This is a genomic window from Streptomyces zaehneri, assembly GCF_032248645.1.
GTDB classification, from domain to species: Bacteria; Actinomycetota; Actinomycetes; order Streptomycetales; family Streptomycetaceae; genus Streptomyces; species Streptomyces coriariae.
Map to the genome: position 1 here is coordinate 197,283 of NZ_JASTTJ010000006.1, position 13,183 is coordinate 210,465.

General features: G+C 70.6%; 12 protein-coding genes. 6 read left to right on the forward strand and 6 right to left on the reverse strand.

Annotated features, from left to right (window positions below):
• Nucleotides 1–22 precede the first annotated feature (22 nt).
• The gene (locus QQM72_RS12720) at nt 23–1,672 is read left to right on the forward strand and encodes a carbamoyltransferase C-terminal domain-containing protein (RefSeq protein ID WP_314220951.1); all 1,650 of its coding nucleotides are present in this window, start codon (nt 23–25) and stop codon (nt 1,670–1,672) included.
• A 35-nt stretch (nt 1,673–1,707) separates the two neighbouring features.
• Here QQM72_RS12720 and QQM72_RS12725 read toward each other — a convergent pair whose 3' ends face one another.
• From QQM72_RS12725 to QQM72_RS12740, 4 genes are read right to left on the reverse strand one after another with little or no spacing between them, the layout of a single operon-like run.
• A complete protein-coding gene (locus QQM72_RS12725; protein ID WP_314220952.1) occupies nt 1,708–3,540 on the reverse strand; it encodes a condensation domain-containing protein in 1,833 nt (610 codons plus the stop codon).
• Nucleotides 3,541–3,583: 43 nt separating this feature from the next.
• A complete protein-coding gene (locus QQM72_RS12730; RefSeq protein ID WP_314220953.1) occupies nt 3,584–4,369 on the reverse strand; it encodes an ABC transporter permease in 786 nt (261 codons plus the stop codon).
• Between the two features lie 32 nt (nt 4,370–4,401).
• On the reverse strand, nt 4,402–5,178 hold the full coding sequence (locus QQM72_RS12735; protein WP_314220954.1) for an ABC transporter permease: 777 nt from the start codon (nt 5,176–5,178) through the stop codon (nt 4,402–4,404).
• A 5-nt stretch (nt 5,179–5,183) separates the two neighbouring features.
• Nucleotides 5,184–6,116 (reverse strand): ABC transporter ATP-binding protein, encoded by a 933-nt coding sequence (locus QQM72_RS12740; RefSeq protein WP_314220955.1) that lies wholly within the window; start codon nt 6,114–6,116, stop codon nt 5,184–5,186.
• Nucleotides 6,117–6,330: 214 nt separating this feature from the next.
• On the opposite strand from QQM72_RS12740, the gene QQM72_RS12745 reads away from it, so the two are divergent.
• Both QQM72_RS12745 and QQM72_RS12750 read left to right on the forward strand, forming a co-directional pair.
• Nucleotides 6,331–7,536: a macrolide family glycosyltransferase gene (locus tag QQM72_RS12745; protein ID WP_399076973.1), complete on the forward strand. Its 1,206-nt coding sequence runs from the start codon at nt 6,331–6,333 to the stop codon at nt 7,534–7,536.
• 28 nt (nt 7,537–7,564) lie between these two features.
• Nucleotides 7,565–8,266 (forward strand): glycosyltransferase family protein, encoded by a 702-nt coding sequence (locus QQM72_RS12750; protein ID WP_314220956.1) that lies wholly within the window; start codon nt 7,565–7,567, stop codon nt 8,264–8,266.
• 87 nt (nt 8,267–8,353) lie between these two features.
• Here QQM72_RS12750 and QQM72_RS12755 read toward each other — a convergent pair whose 3' ends face one another.
• Together QQM72_RS12755 and QQM72_RS12760 are read right to left on the reverse strand one after the other, a co-directional pair.
• Entirely contained in the window at nt 8,354–9,121 is a 768-nt protein-coding gene (locus QQM72_RS12755; protein WP_314220957.1) for an IclR family transcriptional regulator, read from the reverse strand.
• 18 nt (nt 9,122–9,139) lie between these two features.
• Entirely contained in the window at nt 9,140–9,565 is a 426-nt protein-coding gene (locus tag QQM72_RS12760) for a MarR family winged helix-turn-helix transcriptional regulator (protein ID WP_314220958.1), read from the reverse strand.
• A gap of 219 nt (nt 9,566–9,784) precedes the next feature.
• Here QQM72_RS12760 and QQM72_RS12765 point away from each other — a divergent pair, with 219 nt between their 5' ends.
• Genes QQM72_RS12765 through QQM72_RS12775 form a run of 3 tightly spaced genes read left to right on the forward strand, consistent with a single transcriptional unit; the run spans nt 9,785 to nt 13,131 of the window.
• Nucleotides 9,785–10,702: an SDR family NAD(P)-dependent oxidoreductase gene (locus QQM72_RS12765; protein WP_314220959.1), complete on the forward strand. Its 918-nt coding sequence runs from the start codon at nt 9,785–9,787 to the stop codon at nt 10,700–10,702.
• 35 nt (nt 10,703–10,737) lie between these two features.
• A complete protein-coding gene (locus QQM72_RS12770; RefSeq protein ID WP_314221091.1) occupies nt 10,738–11,613 on the forward strand; it encodes an amidohydrolase family protein in 876 nt (291 codons plus the stop codon).
• A gap of 12 nt (nt 11,614–11,625) precedes the next feature.
• Nucleotides 11,626–13,131, forward strand: coding sequence for an acyl-CoA synthetase (locus QQM72_RS12775; protein WP_314220960.1), 1,506 nt, complete (start codon nt 11,626–11,628; stop codon nt 13,129–13,131).
• Nucleotides 13,132–13,183 lie beyond the last annotated feature (52 nt).

Consider the following 13,183-nt stretch of genomic DNA (forward strand, 5'->3'; position numbering starts at 1 on the left):
AACCGAGATGTGGATCCTTGGTGTGAACGCCCCACCCGCCGGCTGGCACGACGCGGCCGCCTGCATCGTGGACGGCGGCGGAAACGTCATCGCCTACTCCGAGCAGGAGCGCCACAACAGAGTCCGCCATGCGATCGGTGACGGTTTCAACAAACCCGTCGGGGCCGCGCGGTTCTGTCTCGACCAGGCGGGAATCACGATCGACGACGTCGACGTGATCGCCATCGGCTGGAACATCGACCAGATGTTCCCCGGCTTCTTCGCGGACGAGCGCGAGCTGGCCACGCACGCCACCGGCTTCGACTTCCCCGGACGGCTTCCCGAGATCGTCCGCGTCCCCCATCACCGGGCGCATGCCGCGTCCGCCTTCTACGCCTCGCCGTTCTCCGAGGCGGGCGTACTGGTCGTCGACGGAAACGGCGAGAACGAGTCGACCAGTATCTGGTCGTTCTCCTACGGCCGCGAGCCAGAACGCAAGCGCGACTGGCCGCGCACCGCCTCCCTGGGGTACGCGTACGACGGCGCCTCGGAGTGGCTCGGCTTCCACCACCTGAACGCCGGCAAGACCATGGGGCTGGCCGCCTACGGACGGGCGCTGGGGCTTTGTGTGGAGACACTGGTCGACACCGACGGCGGTGACCTCCGGCCGGCGGTCCCCCCGCTGCCGGAGAGCCGCGACAGCGCGACGATCGACGAGATCGGGCGCCACTACGGAGCCACGGTGTCCTCCTGGCGTGATCTCTACGCCAAGCTCGCCGGGGCCGACGGCCCCGGCGTCCCGGCGCACCGGCTGACCGAGGACCCGGCGGCCGTGCTCGTCGCCTACACCGCGCAGCGCCTGATCGAGGACGCGGTGACGTCCCTGGCCGCCACGGCTCGACAACTGACGGGCGTGCCGGAACTCTGTCTGGCCGGAGGCGTGGCACTCAATTGCAGCGCCAACGGCATACTGCCGGGAGCCGTGTTCGTCCCGCCCGTCCCGCACGACGCCGGAGTGGCACTGGGCGCCGCCTGGACGGTGTGTCCCCCGAGTCGGCCGGGCGAGGCGATGAGTCCCTATCTGGGCGAGGACGTCCGGGCACACGGCGTGACGGACACGGAGGTGTCCGGTCTGCTCCGGACCGACTTCGACCCGGATCAGGTCACGGACCTCCTGCTCGACGGACAGGTGGGCGCGGTCGCCCAGGGAAGGGCCGAGATCGGCCCGCGCGCCCTGTGCCACCGCTCCATCCTCGCGGTGCCGGACTCGGTGGAGGTGTCCACCCGGGTCAACCGGATCAAGCACCGCGAGCAGTGGCGCCCGTTCGCCGGCGTCACCACCCCCGAGTACGGCAGCAGACTGTGGGAACGGCAGGAGCACCTCAGCCGCTACATGCTCGGCGCGGCCCGCGTCACCGACGAGGCTCGGCGGGTCGCTCCCGGTGTCGTGCACGTCGACGGCACCACCCGCCCGCAGGTCCTGGCTCCCGGTGCGGCCCCGGTGGTCGAGGGGCTGGTGGCGCGCCTCCACCACCGCGGAGCGCCTCCGGTACTCCTCAACACGTCCTTCAACGACAAGGGCGAGCCCATCGTCAACAGCGCAGCCGACGCCCTCGCGGCGTTCCGCTCCATGGACCTGGACTTCCTCGTCCTGGACGGGACCCTCTACCGGAAGGCGCCCCGGTCGCGATGATCAGCGGCGCTCGGTGTGCCCGGCGGTGACGCGCTCTACGAGGACAGGCGTGCCGCCAGCGCGGAAAGGTCACAGGGCAGCCGGAAGTCGTCGAACCGCAGCCCGGTGAGCCCCTGCCGGGCGAGCCGTTCCAGCACCTCGGGCACGCCCGCCAGGCGTCCGCCCGCCTCCACGTACCCGTCGTGCATGCTCGCCTCCTCCAGGCCGTTGGCCCGGACCACGGCATCGTGCAGGGCCTTCTCCCGGTCCGTGGCCGGGCGGGCGCAGCGGCGCCCGGATCCGCAGCCGTCCGCGGCGGGTTCGCCGTCGACGAGGAAGCGGTCCGGTACGACCAGGGCGTGCCGCGGCCCCACCCTGGCGAGCAGGAACCCGCGCAGCGCGAGGGCGTCGGTGTCCGGACCGGTGACGGTGACGGCGGCACACAGCGAACCGCCGTCATCGACGAAGGCCCGGGCCCCGGTGACCCCCGGGTGTTCCCGCAGAGCCCGCTCGATCAGCCGGAGATCGGCCCAGGACCCGTCGATCGTCACCCACCCGCCGTCCCGGGAGCCGGGGTTCGGCAGGAACCGGGCGCAGTCGAGACCGGGATCGTCGGCGAACCGGACCAGGACGCGTTCGATCAGCAGCAGCAGGTCGCGGGCACCGTTCGCGGTCAGTACGGCGTCGTTGGCGGACAGGAAGAGCCGCGGACGGCCCCCGGGACCGGGAGCCGCCGACACGTACAGGACGTGCGGCTCGGCCCGGGAAGGCGCCGGCGGAATGTGCGTGTACTGCGTGTGGCCACCGGCGAGCAGCGGGGAGAGGGCGGGCGGCGCGTCGGCGTCGCTGTCCGCGCCCCCCGCCTGCGTGCCGTAGTGGAAGTTGACGAACACTCCCGGATGGGTGCGCGCCCCTCGGCGGCGCCCCGCCCGCGCCTCGGCCTCCAGCAGCTCCAGGACGTCGAAGTCGCTTCGTCTCGCGGCCCGCAGACTGGCCTGCACGGCCGACCCCGCCACATCCAGGAACCGGCCGGCCCGGGGTACGTCGAGGGCCAGCACGAGGTCCCTCATGACGGAACCCATCATCTGCCGCGTGGGCTTGCTCGCCCGGGACGACCACGAGGTGGCGAGCGCGACGCGGTCCTGCCCGGACACCGCGGACACGGCCAGGGCCACTGCCGCGAGGAACACGGAGGGCACCGGCAGGCGCCGCCTGATGCGGGTGAGTGCGGGGCCGAGCGCCGTCGAGTCCCGGACGACGTGGTGGTAGCCGACGTCCGCGGGGATCACCGGGACGGCGAACACCCCGCTCGGCATGCGCCGGAACTCCTCTTCCCAGAAGCGCAGATTCCGCGTCCGGACAGCCCGCATGCGCTCCGATCGTTCCAGTCGTGCCTGGTCGACGGGGTGGTGGACCACGGGAGGCAGCTCCGGCCGGTCACCGCGCGCGATCGCGTCGAGGATCGTCCGCAGATCCCGCTCGAGGATGTCCATCGACCAGGCGTCGACGGCGATATGGGCCGCCACCAGCGTCAACTGCTGCCGCCCGTCGCTCTGTTGTGTGACGGCGGCCCTGAGGGGCCACTCCTTCTCGATGCGGAACGGTGCCCGCAGCGAGTCGTCCGGCGCCCGGAGCCGTACCCTCTCCGGGCGCCACACGTGCTGTACCGCGTGACCGCGTTCGTCCCTGGCGAAGGTGGTGCGCAGGACCTCGTGACGGGCGACGAGGAGGCCGACAGCCTCCTCGATCCCCCGCTCGCCGACGGAGCCGGGAAGCTCCACGTCGACGCGAGGACCCGGGAAGGGCTCCCACCCCTCGCACACGGTGTGCATCCACTCCACCTGGCACAGCCCCGACTGCAAGGGGCCGGAGCGCTCGAGCACGAACATGACGCATCCCCTGTTCTCTTCGCCGTCCAGACCTGACAGGCGATCAGTTGGCAAGCAGCCGGCTCAACCGGCGCCGGGCGAGCGTGAATCCGGCCACGGACATGGCCAGCAGATAGCAGACGTGGCCCGCCGTCCCCGCGGTGAGGCGCCCTGCGGACAGGTCCCGCAGCAGTTCGACTCCCTGGTAGAGGGGGGTGAGCCGCACGATCGCCTGTCCCCAGCCCGGGTAGGCCTCGATCGGAAAGACCGTTCCCGAGCACATGGTCATCAGGAACATCCAGATGCTGACCTGCTCGAAGTCCTCCCACCGGCGCATGAACGTGGTCGCGGCCATGCTGACGGCAGCGAAGGCGAGGCTGATCAGCGCGGCACCGGGCAGCGCCAGAAGAATCCACCACGAGGGCGCCAGGCCGAAGGCCGCCATGGAGACCAGGAACGCGGACGAGTAGATCCCTCCGCACAGCAGCGCCCAGGCGGTCTCGCCCGCGGCCAGCTCACCGATCGTCAGCGGAGTGGCCAGATAGCCCTCGTAGAGCCGCTGGGTGAGTTTGGCGTAGAAGGAGTAGGTGGTCTCGTTGACCACGCCGGAGACCGCTGCCGTGGCCAGCATGGCCGGGGCGACGAACTGCTCGTAGCTCATGATCCGGCCGTCGACGGTGACCTCGCCGATCAGCCGGCCCATTCCCATGCCGAGGGCGAGGAGCAGGATCACCGGCTCCAGGAGCGTGGAGACGAAGTTGGGCCAGGCGCGGCGGTTCAGCATCAGCCCCCGCAACACGAAGGTGCTGGAGCGGTGGAACTTCGCGCCCGCTGTCGCGGAGCCGGGCATGGGCGGCAACCTCCGGTTCTGGACGGACGCGGTCAGTCGGCGAGGTGGCGTCGGAACACCAGCAGCGTCAGGGCGAAGCCGGCCGCCGCCCACAGCACAAGGACCGCCAAGTGGCCGGCGAGGGACGGCGGAGCCGGGCCGGAGCCGGTCGTGAACTCGCCTGCGATGCCGCGGCAGAGCTCGACTCCGTGCCACAGGGGAGTGATCCGAATCAGTGGCTGCACGGCGGCCGGAAGGTCCCCGACCGGGAAGAACACCCCGGAGAACATCGACAGCGGCAGTACCACCAGCCGGGACACGGTCATGAGGTTGGCCGAACTGGTGAGCCGGCCGGTGAAGGCGAAGAGGGGGGCCGCCGCCGACAGCGCCAGCAGCATGGCCACCGGCACCAGCAGCAGGCACAGCCAGCTGTCGAACACACCGAGCAGTGCGGCCACCGCGCAGAAGACCACGGCCGACACGGCCGCCCGGATGGTGATGAAGAGCAGGTGGCCCGCCAGTACCTGACCCAGGCTGAGAGGAGCCGTGAGCATCCGCTGATAGCGGTTGGTCAGCCGGATCGCGGCGTAGAGGGGGAAGCCCGTCTCCTCCGCGGCCGTCTGGAAGGCGACGACGGCCAGGAGACCGGGCGCCAGGAACCGGACGAAGGTGAGGCCCTCGACCTCCTGTTCCACATAGCCGCCCGCTCCGATCCCGACGACGCCCAGGTACAGCAGCGGCATGAGGAAGCCGGTGAAGATGCCGGCACGCCAGGTCCTGCGGTAGAGCGTGAGGTGGAATCGCGTGACACGCAGTGTTCCGTTCAGCATCGCCGCTACTCCACGAGCGAGCGCCCGGTCAGGCGCAGGAAGACGTCTTCCAGGGTGCACCTGCGCTCGAGTGTCCCGCTCGGCCGCAGGCCTGCGCGGTGGACGGCGGCCACCGTCTCCTCGGCGTTCTTCACGTAGAGAAGCACCCGGCTCCCCAGGACCTCGACGCGCTCCGCCAGCGACCCGAGCGCGGGCAGGTGTGAGGTGTCGAAGCCGTCGTCGTAGCGCAGTTCGACGACCTCGGGCGTCCCATGGGCCCGCAGCAACTCCCCGGGTGTGCCGATGGCCACGATCCGTCCCCGGTCCACGATCATGATGCGGTCGCTCAGCTGCTCGGCCTCGTCCATGTAGTGGGTGGTGAGCACCACGGTCGCGCCGTTGCGCTTCAGCTCCCGCAGCCGGTCCCACAACAGATGGCGGGCCTGGGGGTCCAGCCCGGTGGTGGGCTCGTCCAGCAGGATGATGTCCGGCTCGTTCACCAGAGCGCGGGCGATGGCCAGTCGGCGCATCATCCCGCCCGACAGTGAATCGATGAGGTCTTTCGCCCGGTCGGTGAGCCGGACGAACTCCAGGAGTTCCATGGAGCGATTTCGGGCGGCTCTCCGGCTCATCCCGAAGAGCCGGGCATACGTCGTCAGGTTCTCCAGCACAGTCAGTTCGCGGTCGAGACTGTCCTTCTGCGGTACGACGCCCAACCGTGCCCGGATCGCGGGGCCGTTCTTCACGGGATTCATACCGAGGATGCGCAGGCTTCCACCGCTGGGTGTGGAGGTGCCGCAGAGCATACGCATCGTGGAACTCTTTCCCGCGCCGTTGGGCCCCAGCAGCGAGAAGACCTCGCCGGCCCGGACTTCGAAGTGGATGTCGTCGACCGCCAGGGAATCGCCATAGCGCTTCACCAGGCCCTGGGCAGATATCAGTGCGTCCCCGGTCCCCATCACACTCCGCCCCTCATTCCGGATGCCGATCGGAGACTCTAACAGCAGTCATGAGCTCTGTCGTTGTCGAATTTATTCGACGATGGACGTCGGTTTTGACTGCTCCGCGCGGTGGCACAATAGTCCGTTCACTTCTGGTCAAGTGGCATGTAGGACAGGCGGATTGGGGATTGCGCCCTTGCCGCCCGGGCGTATCGCTGATTAGCATGTCGGCATGTTTTTATCGCGGTTGGGAAGGCCGCCCCGCATTGCGATGTTCAATGCGGCGGCGCCTGGCCACATTTATACGAGCCTGGAAGTCATCAGGGAGCTCGTCACTCGTGGCCACCGGGTCACCTATGCCATACCCGAAAAGTACGCGGACCTCGTCCTCTCGGTGGGAGCGGAACCCCGTCCCTACCACTGTGTATTGGGTATGGACACGGGGGACTGGCTGAACAAGGGGCCGGTCGGCTGTATGGAGGCCGGTCTGGCGGACAGCATGCAGGCCCTCCCGCAACTGGCCTCCGCCTACGCGGACGACCCGCCGGACCTCGTTCTCTACGACTGGCTCACCCCCTACGCGCGCATCCTCGCCCGCCAGTGGGGTGTGCCCGCCGTGATGCTGGCCCAGATGTCGGACTGGGAACCCACGGAGGAGGAACGGGCCGAGGCCGCCCGGAACTCCCGGCCCGGCCCCCGTCACGAGGCCCATGAACGGCGTTATCGCGACTGGCTGGACCGGCACGGCTTCTCCGACATGGACGTCTACACGTTCGCGAACCGGCCGGACCGCTCCCTCGGGCTCATCCCCCGGTTCCTCCAGCCGCACGCCGACAGGATCGACCCCGCCGTTCACACGTTCGTCGGGGCGTGCCTGGGAGACCGGTCCCACCAAGGGCGGTGGCAGCGTCCGCCAGGGGTCGCCGCGACCGACCGGCTGCTGCTCGTCACCCTCGGCACCTCGTACTCGGACGAACCCGGCTTCTTCGACGACTGCGTCGAGGCGTTCGGGAACCTGCCCGGCTGGCACGTGGTGCTGCATGTCTGGCGGGACGCCGACCGGGCCGCTCTGGACCAGGTGCCGGCCAACTTCGAGGTGCACGGCCGGATCCCCCAGCTGGCCATCCTGCGCCAGGCGGACGCCTTCATCAGCCGGGGCGGCATGGGGGCCGTCCTGGAGGCGCTGAGCTGCGAGGTGCCCATGGTCACCATCCCCAGGGGCGCCGACCAGTTCCTCAACTCCCAGACCCTGCGGGAACTCGGCGTCGCCCGCGAGATCGCCGCCGATGAGGTGACCGGCGAGGCGCTGCGCACGGCGGTGACCGGGCTGGTCGAGGACCCCGAGGTCGCCGATCGCCTGGGCCGGCTCAGGGAGCGGATGGCCCAGGAGGGCGGGGCACGCCGGGCCGTCGATCTCATCGAGGCCGAACTGCGCTGAAGCGGGACGGCGAGCCGGGAGGCCACGAGTGAGCACGTCATCCCCCGATGTCACCGTCATCCTCCCCTGCGCGGGCTACGGGGTACGCTTCGGCGCTCCCTACTCCAAGGAGCTGCACAGCCTGGCGCCCGGTGTCTGCGTGATCGACCGGAGCCTGGAGGCGGTCGTGGAGCTCGCCAGGTCCGGGCTGAGGGTCCGGCTGGTCGTGGTCTTCAGGACACACAAGCTGGATGTCGTCGGTCATCTCGCGAGCTATGCCCGAGACCTCAGCATGGTCTTCGTGTACCAGGACGACTCCCTGGAGGACAACCTCGGCGGGGCCATACGCACCGCCCTCCCGCTCACCGAGGGGCGGGTCGCCCTGGTCCTGCCGGACATCGCACTCGTGGGCCCCGGCAGTGAGCGGAGCCTCGTGGAGGCGGTGGGCAGGACGGAGCCGTCCGGCTGGTGCGTGGTGGCTTCCAGGGGGCACGACCCGGACGCCCTGCGCGAGCTGGGAGCGCTGAGGCTCGGTGCGCGCGGGACGGGCGCCAGGGTGCTCGCGGCGGAGGAGAAACCCCTGCGCCCCGACGGCTTCAACGCCGCCTGGGCCATGGTCGTCGCGAGCCCTCGACAGGCCCACCGGCTCCCGGAGATCGCCCTCAAGGGGGCGGACAGCCCGCTGGTCGGGGCGAGCGCCGTCGAGGTGGCCGGGTTCGTCAACTTCAACACGGCCGTAACGCCGGGATAGGCCCCGTCGGCCGAGACGGGCTCTGCGAAGCGGTGCCCGGCCCGCGACGGCGAGCCCCGGCGGCGAGCGACCCCGGTTTCCCGGCACTCACTCCGGTTGCCAGCCCAGGGCCCGGGAGATCCCGCGTGCCGCCAGACGTACGGCCGGTGCCAGCACCGGTACCCGCGCGTCGGCGTGCGGGACGACGACCGACACGGCGGCCGCCACCGCACCGCCCGGCCCACGCACCGGGGCGGCCACCGACAGGGCGTCGTCCGTGACCTGACGGCCGCTCACTGCCACACCCGTGCGCCTGACTTCGGCAAGTACCCGGCGCAACCGCGCCGGATCGGTGATGGTGTGGGCCGTGTAGGAGGCCAACGGTCGGGCGCAGTAGGCCTCTTGGAGCTCGGAGTCGCTGTGCGCCAGCAGCGCGAGCCCCACGCCCGTCACGTGCAGCGGCCAGCGGGCGCCCACCCGGATGTGCACCCCTACCGCCGAACGCCCCGACAGCCACTCGGTGTAGACGACCTCGGACCCGTCCCGCACCGCCAACTGCACGTTCTCGTGCGTGGCTTCGTACAGGTCCTCCAGATACGGCAGCGCGACCTGCCGCAGTGCCAGGCCGCGCGGGGCCAGCGCCGCGACCTCCCACAGCCGCAGCCCCACGTGGTAGACGCCGGACGGGTCCCGCTCCAGGGCGCCCCACTCGGTCAGGGCGCTCACCAGCCGGTGCGCGGTGGTGAGGGTCAGGCCGGCGCGGCGGCTGATGTCGGTCAGGGACAGCGCGGGGTGCGTGTGGTCGAACGCGGCGAGCACGGCCAGCAGCCGGCCGGGCGCGGAGCGGGCGGTCACGGCGAGAACGCCCTGGTCCATCGGGTCCTCCTCACGGCATCAGGCGAGTCCGTCCTGGGCGATCCGCCGCAGCAGGGTGTGCAGCGTCTCGCGCTCGGCCGGGTCGAGCGGGTCCAGCAGTTCGTTCGTCACCCGCAGGCCCGCCTCGTCGGTGCCGCGCAGGAACGCGCGACCGTCCTGCGTCAGCGCGACGATCCGGCTGCGGCGGTCGTCCGGTGCCGGGCGGCGCTCGGCGAAGCCCAGCTTCTCCAGGTCGTCGACCAGGCCGACGATCGCGCTGGGGTCGTAGCCGAGCCGTGCGCTCAGTTCCCGCTGGAGGGCGCCCTCGGAGGTGGCGAGGAAGCGCAGCACCGCGTAGTGGCGCAGCCGTACCCCCGACTCCTGGAGGAACGTGTTGAACAACTGACCCGAGCGCAGGCCAAGGCGGTACAGCAGGTAACCCGTGTCCGCGTGCAGCCCGCGCATCCACGGCTCGTCCGCGTCGATCGGGGCGGCGTTGCTTGCGTTGTGCTGGCGGGCGATGGCGGGCTCCCTGGGCTCGGTCCCCTTCCGGGGTGCTTCGTCGTACGGATTCCAGCATGACGCACCCGTAGGACTACAACAACTATTGACGTCAACAATTATTGCTCTTAGCTTCGATCTCGTAGTCAGCACCCCGCGCACCCCATGTGAAGGGACACCGTCGTGCCCAGCATCGATCTCACCGGCAAGGTCGCCGTCGTCACCGGCAGCGGCCGGGGCCTCGGCCTCGCCTATGCCCATGCCCTGGCCGCCCGCGGCGCCTGCGTGGTCGTCAACGACGTCGACGAGGCCGTGGCCGAGCAGGCCGTGAAGTCCCTTGTCGCGGCGGGCGGCAGGGCGGTCGCCGAGGTGGTCCCGGTCGGTACGGCCGAGGCCGCCGACCGGCTGGTGAACCGCGCCGTGGCGGAGTTCGGCCGGCTCGACATCCTGGTCACCAACGCGGGCATCCTGCGCGACAAGGTGCTGTGGAAGATGACCGACGACGACTTCGACGCGGTGATCGCCACCCACCTCAAGGGCACCTTCACCTGCGCCCGCGCCGCCGCCGTGCGGATGCGCGAGCAGGGCGAGGGCGGCACGCTGGTCCTCGTCGGCTCCCCGGCCGGCCAGCGGGGCAACTTCGGCCAGACGAACTACGCGGCCGCCAAGGCGGGCATCGCCGCCTTCGCCCGCACCTGGTCCATGGAGCTGGGCCGCGCGGGCATCACCGTCAACGCGATCGTCCCGGTCGCCGCGACCGCGATGACCGAGACGATCCCCGCCTTCGCCCCTTACGTCGAGGCCCTGAAGAACGGTGAGCCCTTCCCGGACTTCCTGCGCAAGGGCGAGGGCTTCGGCACCCCCGAGGACTGCGCGGCGCTGGTGCCCTTCCTGGCCTCCGAGGCCGCCCGGGGCATCACCGGCCAGGCCATCGGCATCGGCGGCGACAAGGTGGCACTCTGGTCGCATCCGCAGGAGATCCGTGCGGCCTACGCCGACGGCGGCTGGACGCCGGAGAGCCTGGCCGACGTCTTCCCCGCCTCGGTCGGCGCCGAACTCCAGACGGTCGGCATCCCGGCCCCCACGTTCCCGGAGGCGTGATGAGCCCCTCCACGACCCCCGCCGCGACGCCCGCCATGAACGTCGACGAACTGGTCGCGATCGACGTCCACACCCACGCCGAGGTGTCGTCCGAGGGCCATTCCTCGCTGGACGACGACCTGCACGACGCCTCCTCCGCCTATTTCAAGGTCGAGGGCCAGCGCAAGCCCACCCTGGAGGAGACGGCCCGCTACTACCGTGAGCGGAAGATGGCCGCCGTGATCTTCACGGTGGACGCCGAGTCCGCGACCGGCACGGCACCGGTCCCGAACGAGGAGGTCGCCGAGGCCGCCGCCGCCAACGCCGACGTCCTCATCCCCTTCGCCTCCATCGACCCCTTCCGGGGGAGGGCGGGCGTGAAGCAGGCCCGGCGCCTGGTCGAGGAGTACGGGGTGAAGGGCTTCAAGTTCCACCCCAGCATCCAGGGCTTCTTCCCCGACGACCGCTCGGTGGCGTACGGCCTGTACGAGGTGATCGAGGAGACGGGGACCATCGCCCTGTTCCACACCGGTCAGACGGGCATCGGCGCCGGAGTGCCGGGCGGCGGCGGGATCAGGCTCAAGTACTCCAACCCGCTGCACGTGGACGACGTGGCGGCCGACTTCCCGCACCTCAAGATCATCCTGGCGCATCCGTCCTTTCCCTGGCAGGACGAGGCGCTCGCCGTGGCCACCCACAAGCCGGGCGTGCACATCGACCTGTCCGGCTGGTCGCCGAAGTACTTCCCGCCGCAGCTCGTGCAGTACGCCAACACGCTGCTCAAGGACAAGGTCCTCTTCGGCTCCGACTTCCCCGTCCTCACCCCCGACCGCTGGCTCGCCGACTTCGACAAGCTGACGATCAAGGACGAGGTGAAGCCGAAGATCCTCAAGGAGAACGCCGCCCGGCTGCTCGGGCTGACCACACCGTAAGGGGCGTGGAAGATGCGCAACGAGGGACTGGGGTCGTGGCCGGCACGCCGGGCCCGCAAGACCCCGCACCGCACCGCGCTGGTCCACGGTGAGCAGTCGACGGACTATCGCACACTGTATACACGCACCACGCGCCTGGCCCACGCCCTGCGCGCCCGGGGTGTGCGGCGCGGCGACCGCATCGCCTACCTGGGCCCCAATCACCCCTCCTACCTGGAGACCCTGTTCGCCGCCGGCACCCTCGGCGCGGTGTTCGTCCCCCTCAACACCCGGCTCGCCGGCCCCGAGATCGCCTACCAGCTCGCCGACTCCGGCGCCAGGGCACTCGTCTACGGTCCCTCGCACGCCGGCCTGGTCGCCGGCCTGCCCGGGAACACGGACGTCCGGACGTACCTCGAGGTCGGCGCCGAATACGAGGGGGAGCTCGCCGCCGCCTCCGACGAGCCGATCGACACGCCGGTCACCCCTGACGACACCTGCATCATCATGTACACCTCGGGCACGACCGGCCGCCCCAAGGGCGCGATGCTCACCCACGGCAACCTCACCTGGAACGCGGTCAACGTCCTCGTCGACACCGATCTGATCGCCGACGAACGCGCCCTGGTCTCAGCGCCGTTGTTCCACACGGCCGGTCTGAACATGCTGACCCTGCCGGTGCTCCTCAAGGGTGGCTGCTGCGTCCTGGTCGAGGCCTTCGACCCGGAGGCCACCCTCGGCCTGATCGAGCGGCACCGGATCACCTTCATGTTCGGGGTGCCGACGATGTTCGAGCAGGTCGCCCGGCACCCGCGCTGGACGGACGCGGATCTGTCCAGTCTGCGGATCCTGACCTGCGGCGGCTCCCCGGTGCCGACGCCGCTGATCGCCGCCTACCAGGAACGCGGACTGACCTTCCTGCAGGGCTACGGCATGACCGAGGCGTCCCCCGGCACGCTGTTCCTGGACGCCGAGCACGCGGTCAGCAAGGCGGGCTCGGCCGGCGTCCCGCACTTCTTCAGCGACGTGCGCGTGCTGCGCCCCGACCTCACACCCGTGGAGGTCGGCGAGACCGGTGAGGTCGTCGTCCGCGGCCCGCACGTCATGCCCGGCTACTGGGGGCTGCCCGAGGAGACGGCCGCCTCCTTCGCCGACGGCTGGTTCCGCAGCGGGGACGCGGCCCGGCTCGACGAAGACGGTTACGTGCATATCGTCGACCGCATCAAGGACATGATCATCTCCGGCGGGGAGAACATCTACCCCGCCGAGATCGAGGACCGGCTCCTCGCCCACCCCGACATCGTGGAGTGCGCGGTCATCGGCGTGTCCGACGACAAGTGGGGCGAGGTGCCGCGCGCGGTCGTCGTGCCCCGCGAGGGCTCCTCGCTCGACCCCGACGAGGTACTGGCCTCGCTGTCCGGCCGGCTCGCCAAGTACAAGATCCCCAAGTCGGTGGTGGTGGCGGACGAACTCCCGCGCACCGCCTCCGGAAAGCTGCTGAAGTCCCGGGTGCGCTCCCGGTTCGGCACCGGCTCCTGAACAACTCTCCTGAACGACTCTCCTGAACGACTCTCCTGAACGACTCTCCTGT